Here is a 16,402-nt window from a genome sequence, read left to right on the forward strand (position 1 = left end):
TAGAAAAGAAATATATTATTTTAAAACAGATTAAATAGTGTACTTGTCTAACTGTTTACATAAACAAATGATTTTCTTAGTATTTGTAAGCGTAGTTATGTTTATTACAAAAGCAATTTCCTAGATTTAATTATCTGTTTAAGTATGAAATAGCCAGCCAAGACATGGTTGTTATTGAAGTTTTTAAAGCATCCTCATTGGCTTCAAAAGTAGAGGTGTGTAACGACCCTTTCTTGTCTGATTTCACTCCAAAACGATAAAAGGTAGCTGGGTATTTCTGTGAATAAAAGCCAAAATCTTCGGTGGTCATTCTAAGATCCATATTTACCACTTTATCGGCTCCCAATATTTCAATGGCATTGTTTTTTGCTTGGTCGGTAATACTTTCGTTATTGATTAAAAAAGGGTAGCCATGTCGGATATCAACTTCACATTCTGCACCCATTCCTGTTGCTGTTGATTTAGCTATGCTTGTAATCAGTTGTTTTGCTTTTGCTCTCCATTCCTCATTCATAGTTCTAAATGTACCTTCAATATACACTTCATCAGGAATGATGTTGGTGGCTCCATTGGCAATCATTTTTCCAAAGGAAAGAACGCATGGAATTCTGGCATCGCAATGTCGGCTTACAATTTGTTGTAAAGCAACAATAATGTGAGAGGCAATTAGAAGGGTATCGGTACAATTATGTGGCATGGCTGCATGTCCGCCTTTGCCTTTAATTTTTAGGTATATCTCATCTCCTGAAGCCATGTACATTCCAGATCTAAATCCTACTGTTCCAGCTGGTAAATCAGGTAAAACATGCTGTCCAAGTATCCATTCAGGTTCGGGATTTAGAGCGCCTTCTTCCATCATTAACTTAGCACCTCCTGGCAGTAGTTCTTCTCCAGGCTGAAAAATGAGCAATATGCTTCCTTCCCATTCTTCTTTAAATTTTAATAAGATTTTTGCAGTACCCAGCAAGCTTGCCATATGCATATCGTGGCCACAGGCGTGCATTACTCCGCTATTAGTTGAGCAATGTTTGTTTTCTGCATGTTCGTGAATTGGTAAAGCATCCATATCAGAACGCAGGGCAATCACCTTTTTATTTGGATTGTTTCCTTTGATAGTTGCTACGATTCCTGTTTTTACAAAACCCGATTTAAATGGAATTCCCAATTCCATTAGGTAATTCTGAATGTATTGTGAGGTTGCAAATTCCTCAAAAGAAAGTTCGGGATGGCTATGTAAATGAGCCCTTATTGCTTTTATTTCTGAATTAATTTCTTCAGCGTATGCTTTTATTTGTGATTTTAAATTGGTCATTTGTGGTCAATAGTTAAGTGGATTGCTAATCATTTTTACCGCAACATTTAGGCTGCGTCTTCAGTCAATTTGTTGATCAGAAAATCAGAGAATAGTAACATTGATTTTTCTGGAAAATCATATGAAATTACAAATTTACTAAATTGTTTTTAGACTTGTAAAAATAGGCAAAATAGGGATATTTTCTTTGGCTCTTAAGAGTTTTCTCTGCCTTTTCTTTTGCACAGAAGGGACCTTTTGTTTTGATGTGGATTTATTATAGTAAAATGATGCGGAGGCATAATTAGCTCTGAAATGCAGAGGTTCACTTAACAACTATTTAACGATATTTAGGTTTTCTTTTTGTGAAAATTAATTAATTTTGTTTCTGAACTAATTTTTGGCAAAATTTTAAACCCATTACAATCTTTGCCGTAAAAGATAAAATCACCTTAATTAAATAATTAACTGTTATGAGTAAAAAAATATTTTATTTGTTGGTTGTTGCAATTTTAGGAGGTACATTTCTTGTGTCTGCTCAAAGTGCAAAACCAGTAATGAAATTTGATTCCAAGGAACACGATTTTGAGACTTTTAAGGAAGAGCAAGGTTTAACGTCTTACTCATTTGAATTTGTGAATACGGGAAATCAGCCTGTGATTATTAATCAGGTAAGATCTTCTTGTGGATGTACAACTCCAGAATGGAGCAAAGAACCAGTAGCTCCAGGACAAAAAGGTTATATCAAAGCAACTTTTAATCCTAAAAATCGTCCAGGTCCTTTTAATAAATCCGTTACAGTTACAGCAAATACAAACCCAGCCGTTACTATATTAAGAATAAAAGGAAACGTAATAGCCAGAGAGAAAACAGTAGCTGATTTGTATCCAAGAGAAATGAATGGCTTGAGATTGCAAAATAATCATCTTTCTTTTACAAAGTTGAAAAATACAGAAGTGAAAGAAGCTACATTGGATGTTTATAATGATAGTGATGAAGCCATAAGTATTGGTTTTAAACGAATTCCTGCTCATTTAAAATTGAAAATGGTTCCAGAAAGTTTGCAGCCAAAAGAAAAAGGGCAGATTGTTGCAAGCTATGATGCCAGTAAGAAAAATGATTGGGGTTTTGTGATTGATTACCTAGATGTTTTGATCAATCAGGAATACAAATCAGGAAATCGATTGACTGTGAGTGCTAATTTGGTAGAAGATTTCTCAAATCTGTCACAGGCCGAAATTAGTAATTCACCAAAATTGGAATTCACTGAGAGTGTTTTTAATTTCGGAGAACTTACTCAAGGAGAGAAAGCAGAGCATACTTTTATTATGAAAAATGTGGGTAAATCTGATTTGATCATCAGAAAGACCAAAGCTTCTTGTGGTTGCACAGCGATTGCTCCGAGTACAAAAGTTGTAAAAGCGGGTGAAGCTTCAGAACTTAAAGTGGTCTTTAATTCCCGAGGAAAAAGAGGTCGTCAAAATAAAATGATTACCATCATCACTAATGATCCTAACGAATCAGAGGTAAAACTTCGTGTTTCGGGAAATGTAGTGATGCCTAAGGTGAATTAATAAAAATATTGAATTTGGAGAGATTAGAAGGCTTTTCCTACGGGGAAAGCCTTTTATGTTGCTAACAAACATATTCATTTTTCTAGAATTTTGCGAAGGGGTTCACTACTAAATTTATAACTTCGCCAATAACTTACGAACGGAAATTTATTGTTATGACAGATAAAAATAAAAACCATCATATCGAAAATGCTCCTGATTACAAGGCGCTAAAAGTAAATTCAGGAATTAGTGCTCCTCCGTCTATTAACCCACGTATTGCTGAGCGTTTACGATCTAATAAACGAAAAAAACATACGGTAGATGATTTTGTGCAAGGAATCTTGCAAGGAAATATTGGTGTTTTAAGTCAGGCAATTACCCTTGTTGAAAGCTCTAAGCACGAACATCAGTTGGTGGCACAGGAAATTATTGAAAGGTGTTTGCCTTATTCTGGAAAATCGGTACGGATTGGTATTACTGGTGTTCCAGGTGCTGGAAAAAGTACTTTTATTGAAGCCTTTGGAAAACATGTAACAGGACAAGGACATAAGTTGGCTGTATTGGCCATTGACCCAAGTAGCGAACGAAGCAAAGGGAGTATTTTGGGCGATAAAACCAGAATGGAAGAATTAGCTGTCGATTCGAATGCTTACATCAGACCTTCTCCTTCAGCTGGTTCTTTAGGTGGGGTTGCACGTAAAACTCGCGAAAGCCTAATTCTTTGCGAAGCTGCAGGTTTTGATACAATTTTAATTGAAACAGTTGGTGTTGGTCAATCAGAAACAGCAGTTCACTCTATGGTGGATTTCTTTTTGCTGATAAAAATTGCAGGTGCTGGGGATGAGTTGCAGGGAATTAAACGAGGAATTATGGAAATGGCTGATGCAATAAGTATCAATAAGGCCGATGGAAATAACATTCATACTGCACAATTGGCACGAGTTCAATTTCAGAATGCTTTGCATTTGTTTCCAAAATCCTTATCGGGATGGATTCCTAAAGTGCTTACTTGTTCGTCGGTAGAGAAGATAGGTATTGATGCTATTTGGAATAATATATTGGAATATTGCACGCATACGCAAAAGAATGGATATTTCGATCAGCGAAGACGTGAGCAGGCTAAATATTGGATGTACGAAACCATTAATGAACAATTAAAAAATCGATTCTACCATTTGGATTTGATTAAATCACAAATACCTGATTTTGAAGAAAAAGTATTGCACGATGAAATGAGTTCTTTTGTGGCTGCTCACAAATTATTGGAGACTTATTTTGACGATGTTAAAAACAAAATTTAGACTCATCAGTTTACATTATTATTTGCTATTTTTCCTTTTATTATATTCAATCATCAAAATAACTACTCAAATGAAGAAAATTTTTACCGCTATTACTGCGATTGGGCTTATTTTAAGCTCTTGTACTTCCGCCGATCAATACAAAGTAACGGGTAAATTGGAAGGTATGACCAAGGGTAAAGTTTATCTTTCGAAACTTCAGGATCATAAATTGGTAAAAACAGATTCTACAGAAGTAGCAGGTTCATCTTTTTCTTTTGAGGGAACTCTTGAATCTCCAGAAATGTATTTTATTCAGTTGGAAGGACAGAGAGGAGCCATTCAATTTTTTCTTGAAAATTCAAAGATTACTATTGATGCGAATGTGAAGAGTCTGAAAAATGCAAAAATTATAGGATCTGTTAATCATGACTTGATTAGCTCGTATAATGATAAACAATTGCAGTTTCAGCTTAAACAACAAAAAATGTTCTCTGAATATCAAAAGGCTGAACAAAAAGGCAATCAGTTTCAGATGGATTCAATCGAAGCAGCATTCAATAAACTTGAGCTTGATAAATTAGACGCAGGAGAGCAGTTTATTACTTTGAATAAGAATACCCATGCAGCTGCTTTTGTTGCGTATCGTATTTCATCTCCGCTTGAAACTTCTGAAATTGAGAAAATCTACGCGATGTTAAGCGAAAAAGCAAAAAAATCACCTTATGCTGATTTGTTGAAAGAGAAAATTGAATTATTAAAGAGTGTTGAAACAGGGCAACCTGCGCCCGATTTCATACTGAATACACCGAAAGGGAAACCGCTTAGTTTGTCTTCTTTTAAAGGCAAAGTTGTGGTGATCGATTTTTGGGCATCATGGTGTGGTCCTTGCCGGAAAGAAAATCCACATATGCTTGAATTGTATAAGGAGCTTCATCCTAAAGGAGTGGAGTTTTTAGGTGTTTCTTTAGACAAGGAGAAAAAGAGCTGGTTAAAAGCAATTAAAGATGATGGTTTGATTTGGAATCATGTGTCTGATTTGAAATATTGGGATTGCGAAGCTGCCAAGCTATATGGAATTACTGGAATTCCTGCAACAGTTGTAATCGACCAAAATGGAAATATTGTTGCTAAAAAAGTATTTGGGGATGATTTAAAAGCTGCAATAGAGAATTTAATTCAGTAAATACTTTATCCTTAACTGATGATATAACCCGAGAGATGATTAAATTTATCTTTCGGGTTCTTTTTTGTTAAATGGATTGATTTTCACTAAATTCAATCTTAGGTCACAAGAAAAACGTTTTAACAGTACAACGAAATTTAAAAGAAAAACCTTTGTAGAAAGAAAAAAACATCTACTTTTGTTATTTAAAGTAGATCTAAATAAAAACAAAATTACGAACAATAGTAATGCACATAGTTAACAAGTTTTTTCTGCTCCTGATTCTGGGAATTACCATGTCGTGCCAGATAGGAAAAATAGAAAAGGAAAGTAATTTAATATCGGTAAGTATTTTACCTGAGAAATATTTTGTGGAGCGAATTGCAGGAGATGATTTTAAGGTGAATGTGCTGATTCCTCCCGGAGCCAGTCCTGCAACCTATGAACCAACCCCTATGCAAATGCGTGATGTAGCAAAATCAACCGCCTATTTAAAAATAGGATACATTCCTTTTGAAAAGGTTTGGTTGAATAATTTGGTAGAAGGAGCTGGTGATATTAAGATTTTTGATCTTTCCGAAGGCATTGAATTAATTCAAGGGAAAGAAAAGCATGGTGATCATTTTCATGAAGGAGGAATTGATCCTCATATTTGGTCTTCTTTAAAATCAGCAAAAATACTTAGTGCGAATTTACTTCAGGCACTCATTTCAATGGCACCTGATAAAAAGAATTTGTACGAGAAGAATTACCAGAAATTCATGTCCGAGATAGATTCTTTGAATCAATCTGCGGAATCTGCTTTTTTTAAGAAAAAAGGGATGTCATTCATGATTTTTCATCCAGCATTGTCCTATTTTGCTCGTGATTATGGATTGCGACAAATTACAGTAGAGTTGGAAGGAAAAGATCCTTCTCCAACTCATATGAAAAATTTGGTGGAGGAAGCAAAAGAACGAGGGATAAGAAAAGTTTTTGTTCAGAAAGAATTTAATGTTGAGAATGCAAGGGTTATTGTGGCCGAAATTAAAGGAGAAGTAGTTTCTATTGATCCTTTATCGGAGAACTGGTTAAGCGAAATGAAACGAATCATCGATATACTTAAAGACTGAAATTATATTTAATGAGAAATATTTTAGAGTTAAAGTCGCTGACTGCCGGATACGATGATAAAGTCGTTTTGAAAGAAGTGAATTTACTTGTTAAAGAAAATGATTTTTTGGGTATTATCGGTCCAAATGGTGGCGGTAAAACAACTTTGCTAAAAGTCATGTTAGGCGTTTTAAAGCCGATGGAAGGAGAACTGATTACCGAAAAGGGGCTTGGTAGTATTGGTTATTTGCCTCAAGTGAACCAGATTGATAAAAAATTTCCTATTTCAGTTAAAGAGGTTGTACTTTCAGGACTAATGTCCCATAAAAAAATATTTAAAAGGTATACCAAGCAGAATAAAAAGCGTGCAGAGGAATTGATGTTACAAATGGGGATTTTGCATCTTAAAAATAAAAATATTGGTGAACTCTCAGGGGGACAATTGCAACGTGTATTTTTATGTCGGGCAATTATCTCAGATCCTGATTTGTTGATTTTAGATGAGCCCGAAACTTATGTGGATAGCAATTTTGAAGGAGAATTGTATGAAATTCTTCATCAGTTAAATTCCCACATGGCTATTGTTATTGTATCGCACGATGTGGGGACGATTTGTTCGCATGTAAAGAGCATTGCCTGTGTAAATGAAAGTTTGTGTTATCACGATTCAAACATCATATCGCAAGAGCAATTGAAAGCTTATAATTGTCCTATCGATTTAATTACACACGGTCAGGTTCCTCATCGTGTATTAAAGTCTCATAATTAAGAAATGAATACATTATTTGAATTATTTCAATATAACTTTTTTTTGAATGCTGTTGCTGCTGCCATCTTAGCAAGTATTTCTTGTGGTATTATCGGTTCCTATATTGTTGCCCGACGAATTGTTTTCATAAGTGGAGGAATAACTCATGCTTCCTTTGGAGGAATCGGAATTGCTTGGTACTTAGGATTGAATCCAGTTTTTGGTGCTGCCGTTTTTGGTATTCTATCGGCTTTGGGTATCGAGTGGATTTCAAAAAAAACGGAGGTGCGACAGGATTCGGTTATAGGTATTTTATGGGCTTTTGGAATGGCTTTAGGAATTATATTTATTTATATGACCCCAGGCTATGCTCCAAATTTAATGAGTTTTTTGTTCGGTAATATCTTAACTGTAGGTGCTTTGGATTTATATTTGTTACTGGCTTTGTGTCTTTTTACCATTGCGATTTTCTACTTTTTGTTGCGACCGATTTTGTTTGTTGCTTTTGATGAAGATTTCGCAAGAACTCAAAAGGCTCCTGTTCAGCTTTTAAATTATATTATGATTTCATTGGTAGCTTTGGCTATAGTTTTGAATATTCGAGTGGTAGGAATTATTCTTGTGATTTCATTCTTGACCATTCCACAGACCATCGCAAATATGTTTACAAATGATTTTAAAAAAATGATATTCGGTTCCATTTTATTTGGAATTATTGGCTCGTTTATAGGTTTGTTGGTTTCTTATCGGATCAACGCACCATCTGGAGCTACCATTATTTTTTCATTTGTGATTCTCTTTATATTGGCAAAAATTAGCCAATTGATTCTTATTTCGATAAAACGAAAGAGCTTAGTCTGATTTAACAATCAGCAAGAAGAAAGATAGAAAAGAAGTATAAAATTTTTTGTATAAATCATAAACAACAAAATATCATGAGTTACGATTTAATAGTAGTAGGAAGTGGTCCTGGTGGTTACGTAGCCGCCATTCGTGCTTCACAATTAGGTTTGAATGTTGCTGTTGTAGAACGAGCCGAATTGGGTGGAATTTGTTTGAATTGGGGTTGTATTCCGACTAAATCTTTACTGAAATCTGCTCAGGTATTTGAATACATGAAACATGCCGGAGATTACGGATTGGCAATTGAAGGCGAGGTTAAACCTGATTTTGAAAAAGTAGTTGCACGTAGTCGTGCAGTTGCTGAAAAAATGAGTGGTGGAATTCAATACCTGCTAAAAAAGAATAAAATTTCGGTAATTAATGGTTTTGGTAAGTTAGTAGGAAATAAAACGGTCGAAGTAACTGCCGAAGATGGTAGTAAATCGAAGCATGAGGCTAAGCATATCATTTTGGCTACTGGAGCTCGCTCTCGCGAATTGCCAAATCTCCCTCAGGATGGAAAAAATATCATCGGTTATCGAAAAGCTCTAACGCTTGAAAAATTGCCTGAATCGATGATTGTAGTAGGTTCTGGAGCCATCGGATCTGAATTTGCTTACTTCTACTCAACCATGGGAACGAAAGTGACTTTGGTGGAATTCTTACCAGAAATTCTTCCCGTTGAAGATGTGGAGGTTTCCAAACAAATGGGTCGTACTTTCAAGAAAAATAAAATTAAAGTGATGACCAATTCTACTGTAGAATCGGTTGAAGGTGCAAATGGAGATTTGAAAGTTAATATCAAAAATAAAAAAGGTGAAATTGAAGTGCACGAGTGCGAAATTGTACTTTCAGCAGTTGGTATTATGCCAAATACTGAAAACATCGGATTGGAAGAAGTAGGCGTTGCTACTGAAAATGGCCGAGTGCTTGTTAATGAGTATTTCAGAACAAATATTGAAGGTGTTTATGCCATTGGGGATATTGTAAAAGGACCTGCATTGGCTCATGTTGCTTCGGCCGAGGGGATTTGTTGTGTGGAGAAAATTGCTGGAATGAAAGTTGATCCTATCGATTATACCACTATTCCAGGTTGTACCTATACTGTTCCTGAAGTTGCTTCGATGGGAATGACCGAAAAAGCGGCTAAAGAAGCGGGTTATGAGTTGAAAATTGGTAAATTTCCTTTCTCAGCCTCAGGAAAAGCTAGTGCTGCCGGTGCTAACGAAGGTTTTGTAAAACTTATTTTCGATGCAAAATATGGTGAATTATTGGGCGCTCACATGGTGGGAGCCAATGTAACCGAGATGATTGCCGAGTTGGTTACAGCTAGAAAGCTAGAAACAACTGGTCATGAGTTGATTAAAGCGATTCATCCGCATCCAACAATGTCGGAAGCAATTATGGAGGCTGCTGCAGCTGCTTATGATGAGGTAATCCATATTTAGAAAATTAAACGATAGTCTGTTTCAGAAGCCACCTTTTGGGTGGCTTTTGTCTTGGAAGAAATCGTGTTTTCAAATCATATTTATAAATTTGTGGGCGTTCTTAAGAACAACAACCTACTAAAAACAATACACATGAGGAAAATTTTTATACTAGCCTTTCTTTTTTGGGGCTTTAGTGAAATGTCGAATGCTCAAAATAACGGTGAAGTAGATGCTAATATGTTGAACGAAATTCGTTCCGATTTTACCTTAGATGCATCAAGTAGAGCCATACAAAATGCGGTCACCAATTCGGAAAGTATTCGCGATTTGTCTTTGAATCGTGCTAAGATTGGACAGATTGATCATTTTTTTAGCTACCGAGTAGATGTGAAGGGAATTACAGACCAGGAAAGTTCTGGTAGATGCTGGATGTTTACTTCCATGAATACCATGAGACCCGAGGTGATGAAAAAATTCAATTTGAGTTCTTTCGATTTTTCGCACAACTACAACTATTTCTGGGATATTTTCGAGAAATCGAATTTCTTTCTGGAGAATATTATTGCCACTGGAGATCGCAAAATGGATGATAGAGAAGTGGTGACCTACTTTAAAAGTCCGGTGAATGATGGTGGTGTTTGGAATTCCTTTTTTAATGTGGCTAAAAAGTATGGTGTTGTTCCTAATGAAGTAATGCCAGAAACAAAAGCAAGTAACAATACTCGCGAAATTACCAGTTTGATCAATAAAAAACTAAGAGGAGAAGGGTATAAAATTCGTGAACTGATTGCAGCTAAAGCTTCCCATAAAGAAGTGCAGAATGCTAAAATGTCTGCACTGAAAGCGATTTATAGAATGTTGGCTTTAAGTTTGGGTGAACCTCCTGTAAATTTCACCTGGAGATATAAGGATACTGATGGAAATGTTAGTAAATCGAAAGTATACACTCCTAAAGAATTTTTAGCAGAAATCAATCCTGAATTTGCCAATACCCAATTGGTAATGATTATGAACGATCCAACGCGCGAATATTATAAAGTATATCAAATTAAGAATTACCGAAACGTAGAGGAAGGAATCGATTGGACCTATCTAAATCTTCCGAACGAGGAAATTAAAAAGTTTGCAGTTGCTTCTATCAAGAACAACGAAGCCATGTATGCTTCCTGCGATGTGGGAAAACAACACAACCGAAAAGCGGGCGTAATGGACGTGAATACCTACGATTATGCTTCCTTATTTGGTGTAGAATTCGATATGGACAAAAAAGCAAGAGTACTGACTCGCGAATCGGGTTCTACTCATGCGATGACTCTAATTGGTGTTGATTTGGATGAAAATGGAGTTCCTGCGAAATGGGAATTTGAGAATTCATGGGGAACTGAAGCCGGTAATAATGGCTACCTAACCTTTACCGATGAATGGTTTTCGGAATACATGTTTCGTGTTGTAATCAATAAGAATTACCTAGACGAGAAGTCTAAAAAAGCATTAGAAAGCAAAGCTATCTTACTGCCTGTTTGGGATTATATGTTTTAAACTAAGCACAATATAAAATGAAAGAACCTCTATTTTGAGGTTCTTTTTTTTTGTCTTTTTTCGAATAGATAAACTTAAAACCCTCTATTTTTTGCAATCGATCTGTATGAAAATTACGATTTTAAATTATAAGTTTTACTTATGGATAGATAAAAAATAATAATTCGATAGCCACGATATTTGTATTGTCAATTTAAAATAAGAACAATAGAAATATAGAATCATGAAAGAAGTAAAAAGTAATTCAGCAGTACTAGAAGGAAACTCTAAAGAACAAGAAGTAGAGCAATTGCAAATTTTGTTAGCCAACTATCAGTTGTACTATCAGAACTTAAGAAATTTTCACTGGAATGTACGAGGAAAAGAATTTTTTCAACTGCACGAAAAATTTGAGGAGTTGTACGTAGATGCTAGTGATAAAGTAGATGAAATTGCAGAGCGTATTCTAAGTCTCGATGCTCATCCATTGGGAAGTTTTTCCGATTATGTAGCAGTTTCGAGCATTGAGGAAGCCAATGCCAATGTTTCAGGATCCGATATGGTGAAACAAGTTGTAGAATCGCACAATATTCTAATTGAAAAGGTAAAGAACGTAATTGCAGAAGCCGACAAGAATGGCGATGAGGGAACTTTAGATATTCTTCCTGCCTACGTTTCCTATTTCGAGAAATTAAACTGGATGTTTAAAGCCTATTTGGGATAAGAATATTAGATTATAAGTTATTCTTATAGCTAGATAAAAATTAATAATTCGATAGCCGCGATATTTGTACTATCAATTTAAAATAAGAACAATAATAAAAACATAGAATCATGAAAGAAGTAGGAAGTAATTCAGCAGTACTAGAAGGAAATGTAAAAGAACAAGAAGTTGAACAATTGCAAATTTTATTAGCTAATTATCAACTGTATTATCAAAATCTAAGGAACTTCCATTGGAATGTTCGAGGAAAGGCATTTTTTGAGTTGCATACTAAATTTGAAGAATTGTATTTGGATGCCAGCGATAAGGTGGATGAAATTGCCGAGCGAGTTTTGAGTTTGGATGGGAATCCATTGGGAAGTTTCTCCGATTACGTAGCTGTTTCGAGCATAGAGGAAGCCAATGCTAATGCTTCAGGAGTCGATATGGTGAGACAAATAGTAGAATCGCACAATATTCTCATTGAAAAAGTAAAGAATGTAATTGAGCAAGCCAATGCGAATGAAGATGAAGGAACTTTAGATATACTTCCTGCTTACGTTTCTTATTTCGAGAAATTAAACTGGATGTTTAAAGCTTATTTGGGATAAAAATTAGAGAAAATTAAGAAAGCGTCTTCACAAGGAGTGGAGGCGCTTTTGTATTATTCAAAATCTAAAACCACAGGGAAATTCATGTAATTTGCCATGTAATCTTCCATTTTATTGGTGATTTTATGGCTGAAAACGATTCGTTGTGCTTTTGGTAGGTTATCCGAAAGTCGATTTATTTCCGAAACAATTTGTTCTTTAATGATTAGTTCGGCATCATCTATTACAACCATTTTTAGGTTGTTTAAATTGATGCCACTGAATGAATAGAGTTCATTGAATTTTTTGGCAGTTGCGATTACAATATCCGATCCAGCATAAATTTTATCACGGAGGTTATGAAGATTCCCTGCATCACCTTCGCTAAATATTCGCAAACTTGTGTTTTCACAAAGCTCAAGAAATTGTTCTTTTAAGCGAATGGCTTTTTCTCTGTCCGAAACAACCACAATGGCTCTTGGTACATCTTCAAATTCAGCTTTAAGTTGCTGAATAATACTGATAATGATTGTGTATGTTTTCCCAGATTCGTCAGGAGCTTTTACAAACAAATCAACTCCGCTTTTTATTTTTGAAATGCAGCTCTTTTGAACTTCTGTAGGGGTTTCGAATCCTAAATTTTCAATCGCTTCTAAAAGCTGAGGATCTAATTTTTTTAAAAACATGGAGGGATTGTATTTGTTTGTATTCCGTGCAAAATTACAAAATATCCAGTTAATAGAAACTATATTGATCTTTTTAAGAAATGAGCAAGCAAAATAAGCTTTTACAGTTTTGCCTGAATAGGAGCATGGCTCTTTATTTTTTCTTTTTTGTTGACCAAGTAAACTCCTAACAGAATAATAATCATGCACATTAGCTGTAAGATTGAAATCGTTTCGTTATCAATTATTCCCCAGAGTATGGCAAAAACTGGAATAATATAGGTAACTGATGAGGCATATACAGCCGAACTATGCCTGATTAGGCTATTCATAAGTAACATGGCGAGAGCGGTTCCCATTATTCCCAAAGCCGCTAAAGCTAGAAAATGAATCGGCCAATTTGGAGATTGCAGTACTGGATTGAAGTCGGTTGTAGCCAAATAAATAAAAGCAACTGGCCCAGTGAAAAAGAAGGATAATGAGGTGATTTGAATACCACTTAAGTGCGATAAACGAGCTTTTACCACATTAATATTTATGCCATAAAATAGAGTGGCTAGAACAATTAGTAAGGCATAACTATTAATTTTTCCGATGGATAGATCTTGACCAGAAGTAATCAGACCAAGTGCTCCAACTAAACCCAATAATAATCCGGTTAATTGCAGCCACTTAAATTTTGTTTTATAGAGCAGTATCCCAATTAGTAAAGTGAAGATTGGAGTTAGTGAATTTAACATACCAGCCAAAGCACTATCGATTTGTGTTTGTGCTTTGGTAAACAGAAAGGCGGGAATAAAACTTCCAATGAAACCTGCAATTAGTAGACCTACGAGATCTTTTCGTTGTAAAAATTTTAGATTTTTCAGGGAGTAGGGTAAAAGGACAAGCGAGGCTAAAAGCATTCGAATGCCGGCAGCTTGTTCACTGCTAAAACTATTTAATCCTATTTTCATTAAGATAAAAGAAGACCCCCAAATAAAAGCTAAGAGGATGAGGATAAAAAATTGAAACCAAGGTTTTTTCCAATGCATATGCTTCTGTATTTGAGTTCGCGAAATTACTCGAATTTCGAGAAATAAAAAATTAGAAGTGTTTTTTTTTGAGAGGTGACGACCTAAAAACGATAGCGCTAAATTGTTGATGAAAAATGCTTTGCTTTTTAGAAAAATAAAAGCCCAATATTTGTCTATTGGGCTTTTGTGTGTAAACACAGAATTATGTTTTCAGCCACAACGATATCTGATTGTTGTTTAGAATTTAAAGATCTTAGGTCATTGCTTAAATTCACTCTTTTATTTTAGTCTGTGGCGAAAAGGTAATTCGTACATTGCAACTATTTTTAAAATTGGTTGACGATACTTTTCAATTGAACAAGTGCTTGCTCCAAAATAGAGCGCGGACAACCGATGTTAATGCGAAAATATCCTTCTCCTTCTTCTCCAAAAGTGGTTCCTTTGTTAAAGGCAAGACCTGCTTCATTAATTAAACGTTGATTTAATTGTTCGGTATTTATTCCCAATGATCGGCAATCTAGCCATAGCAAATAGGTTGCTTCTGGTTCCACTAATTTAATTTTGGGCATATTTTTTTCGATGTAACTTCTAAGAAAATTTACATTTCCTTCTAAATATTCCATGAGCTCATCTAACCATTCGGCTCCCTTTTCATATCCAGCTTGCATGGCTATATGGCCAAATAAATTGCCATTGTTTAGGTGAAGCGAATTGAGCATTTTTTCGTACTGTTTTTTTAAGTTCTGATTGGGAATAATTACCACTGAACTGGCTAGTCCTGCAACATTAAAAGTTTTAGAGGGAGCAATGCAAGTAATTGTTCTTTGCGCTAATTCATCTGAAAGAGATGCAATCGGAATGTGTGTATGATTTTTATACACAAGATCTTGGTGGATTTCATCTGAGATAATCAGAAAGTCGTATTTTTGAGCTAATTTACCAAGTTGAATCAATTCACTTTTTGTCCATACTCTGCCTACCGGATTGTGAGGATTACTTAGAAGAATAGCTTTTAAACCTTTTTTAGCTAGTTTTTCTAGGTGTTCAAAATCCATTTCGTAACCTGCTTCTGTTCTTCGAAGAGGATTTTTTACCAAATTACGTTTGGTATCATTAGTTACATGATAAAATGGATGGTATACAGGAGACTGAACGGCTATGTTATCATCTTCTTTTGTTAAACTAAGTAAAAGAATAGCTAGAGCTGTAACTACACCTGGGCTGGATGAAATCCAATCTTTTGAAACTGCCCAGTTGTGTCTGTTTTGCAGCCAATTTTGAATGCTTAATATACATTCTTCACCGCGATAGGTATATCCATAAATTTCATGATTTGCTCGTTTTATGATTGCTTCTGAGATACAGGGTGGAACTTTAAAATCCATATCAGCAACCCAAAGAGGCAGTAGTTTCTCTTTTCCAAAATAGGCGTTCAGCTTGTCGTATTTTACACAATCTGTATTTTCTCGTTTAATAATCTCATCAAAATTGTAAGGCATATTTTATTTTTTTTTAGAAGAGTGAATGTAAAAAAAAAGGCTCTACTAAAAAAGAAGAATAGAAGTAAGATAAAGATAAAAGAAGCTGAACTTTTATTAGTTTAACAATCGATTTTCGAGCAAAGATGAAAATTATTAGGGTAGTTGGTTGCCCGATTCGGAAATTAATTCAACAATACCAGAACCATAAACACCAATTTCCCAATAATGACGATTGATGCAACCAGAAGGACAATCGTCCCAGCCATAGCTGTAGATAAGGTGAATAAAATCATTTTGTAAATCGATAATCTCAATTTGCGATCCATCTCCGATACAAAAGCTTGATTTTGCATCCAGAATAAAGGAAATCTCCTTGAGTTCCGTAGCTAAGGCCAACTGATTGATTCCAATTTCGGAATGATAAAGAAATTGGTTATTCCCTAGAGAATCCAAGCTAATATTATAAGTGTAAATGTAATCATCAAGTAAGTCGTGGCCCGAGTAGTTGTTCCTAAGCCAAGATGTTATGTGCGGATTTAAACTATCGGATTGTAAGGTTCCTTCGTGCAATTGAATGGGGCAAAGGGTGTGAATTTGGTAGTCTCTTATTTGATAACTGGCAGAAAGCAACGAGTCTAAAAATACCATTTGGACGGCTGAGATGATTGGTGCAATATTTGACTCATCAATTTCAATATTTCTTAGTTCTTTACTTTCCTCATTTAAATATAGGTTTAAGCACAAAAGTTTAGCATCATCTAGTAGAATTTGGAAGGTAGAATCTGAAATTCGTGAATCTTGAATGATATCAGTAGGGAAATTGATTGTTGTTTCACCATCGCAGGCGGGGAAAAAAAGAAAGATCCAAATGAAGGAGAAAAGAAAAAGAGATGTTTTCATTCTTTTTGGATTTAGGGATTGGGTTAATAATTAGCCGATGTAGTCGCATAAACGACTAGGTTTAAATATAACGAATTCAAAATTA

The 16,402-nt window shown here is 35.2% G+C and carries 15 protein-coding genes; 10 read left to right on the top strand and 5 right to left on the bottom strand.

Annotation, left to right across the window (positions count from 1 at the left end; genetic code table 11):
- Positions 1 to 130: 130 nt before the first annotated feature.
- Positions 131 to 1,312: a M20 family metallopeptidase gene (locus tag ABYT26_RS08165; protein WP_372752725.1), complete on the bottom strand. Its 1,182-nt coding sequence runs from the start codon at positions 1,310 to 1,312 to the stop codon at positions 131 to 133.
- A 452-nt stretch (positions 1,313 to 1,764) separates the two neighbouring features.
- On the opposite strand from ABYT26_RS08165, the gene ABYT26_RS08170 reads away from it, so the two are divergent.
- The 10 genes from ABYT26_RS08170 to ABYT26_RS08215 all read left to right on the top strand — a co-directional run bounded on the left by ABYT26_RS08170 (position 1,765) and on the right by ABYT26_RS08215 (position 12,276).
- Positions 1,765 to 2,865, top strand: coding sequence for a DUF1573 domain-containing protein (locus ABYT26_RS08170; protein ID WP_372752727.1), 1,101 nt, complete (start codon positions 1,765 to 1,767; stop codon positions 2,863 to 2,865).
- 155 nt (positions 2,866 to 3,020) lie between these two features.
- A complete protein-coding gene (meaB, locus tag ABYT26_RS08175) occupies positions 3,021 to 4,148 on the top strand; it encodes a methylmalonyl Co-A mutase-associated GTPase MeaB (RefSeq protein WP_372752729.1) in 1,128 nt (375 codons plus the stop codon).
- 70 nt (positions 4,149 to 4,218) lie between these two features.
- Positions 4,219 to 5,313 (top strand): redoxin domain-containing protein, encoded by a 1,095-nt coding sequence (locus ABYT26_RS08180; RefSeq protein ID WP_372752731.1) that lies wholly within the window; start codon positions 4,219 to 4,221, stop codon positions 5,311 to 5,313.
- A 227-nt stretch (positions 5,314 to 5,540) separates the two neighbouring features.
- The gene (locus ABYT26_RS08185) at positions 5,541 to 6,404 is read left to right on the top strand and encodes a metal ABC transporter solute-binding protein, Zn/Mn family (protein ID WP_372752733.1); all 864 of its coding nucleotides are present in this window, start codon (positions 5,541 to 5,543) and stop codon (positions 6,402 to 6,404) included.
- Positions 6,405 to 6,415: 11 nt separating this feature from the next.
- The gene (locus ABYT26_RS08190) at positions 6,416 to 7,153 is read left to right on the top strand and encodes a metal ABC transporter ATP-binding protein (protein ID WP_372752735.1); all 738 of its coding nucleotides are present in this window, start codon (positions 6,416 to 6,418) and stop codon (positions 7,151 to 7,153) included.
- Positions 7,154 to 7,156: 3 nt separating this feature from the next.
- On the top strand, positions 7,157 to 7,993 hold the full coding sequence (locus tag ABYT26_RS08195; protein ID WP_372752737.1) for a metal ABC transporter permease: 837 nt from the start codon (positions 7,157 to 7,159) through the stop codon (positions 7,991 to 7,993).
- Positions 7,994 to 8,067: 74 nt separating this feature from the next.
- Positions 8,068 to 9,462, top strand: coding sequence for a dihydrolipoyl dehydrogenase (gene lpdA / locus ABYT26_RS08200; protein ID WP_372752739.1), 1,395 nt, complete (start codon positions 8,068 to 8,070; stop codon positions 9,460 to 9,462).
- A gap of 132 nt (positions 9,463 to 9,594) precedes the next feature.
- Positions 9,595 to 10,983, top strand: a complete 1,389-nt coding sequence (locus ABYT26_RS08205) for an aminopeptidase C (protein ID WP_372752741.1) — start codon at positions 9,595 to 9,597, stop codon at positions 10,981 to 10,983.
- 223 nt (positions 10,984 to 11,206) lie between these two features.
- Positions 11,207 to 11,686: a Dps family protein gene (locus ABYT26_RS08210; protein ID WP_372752743.1), complete on the top strand. Its 480-nt coding sequence runs from the start codon at positions 11,207 to 11,209 to the stop codon at positions 11,684 to 11,686.
- A 110-nt stretch (positions 11,687 to 11,796) separates the two neighbouring features.
- The gene (locus tag ABYT26_RS08215) at positions 11,797 to 12,276 is read left to right on the top strand and encodes a Dps family protein (RefSeq protein ID WP_372752745.1); all 480 of its coding nucleotides are present in this window, start codon (positions 11,797 to 11,799) and stop codon (positions 12,274 to 12,276) included.
- Between the two features lie 53 nt (positions 12,277 to 12,329).
- Here the strand turns inward: ABYT26_RS08215 and ABYT26_RS08220 are convergent, their stop codons facing one another.
- The 4 genes from ABYT26_RS08220 to ABYT26_RS08235 all read right to left on the bottom strand — a co-directional run bounded on the left by ABYT26_RS08220 (position 12,330) and on the right by ABYT26_RS08235 (position 16,317).
- Positions 12,330 to 12,941, bottom strand: coding sequence for a DEAD/DEAH box helicase (locus ABYT26_RS08220; RefSeq protein ID WP_372752747.1), 612 nt, complete (start codon positions 12,939 to 12,941; stop codon positions 12,330 to 12,332).
- Positions 12,942 to 13,042: 101 nt separating this feature from the next.
- Entirely contained in the window at positions 13,043 to 13,954 is a 912-nt protein-coding gene (locus tag ABYT26_RS08225) for a DMT family transporter (RefSeq protein WP_372752749.1), read from the bottom strand.
- Between the two features lie 308 nt (positions 13,955 to 14,262).
- Positions 14,263 to 15,435: a MalY/PatB family protein gene (locus tag ABYT26_RS08230; RefSeq protein WP_372752751.1), complete on the bottom strand. Its 1,173-nt coding sequence runs from the start codon at positions 15,433 to 15,435 to the stop codon at positions 14,263 to 14,265.
- Between the two features lie 135 nt (positions 15,436 to 15,570).
- On the bottom strand, positions 15,571 to 16,317 hold the full coding sequence (locus tag ABYT26_RS08235) for a hypothetical protein (protein ID WP_372752753.1): 747 nt from the start codon (positions 16,315 to 16,317) through the stop codon (positions 15,571 to 15,573).
- Positions 16,318 to 16,402: the final 85 nt, after the last annotated feature.

The sequence above is a fragment of the Labilibaculum sp. genome (assembly GCF_041595635.1).
In the GTDB taxonomy this organism is placed as follows: Bacteria; Bacteroidota; Bacteroidia; order Bacteroidales; family Marinifilaceae; genus Labilibaculum.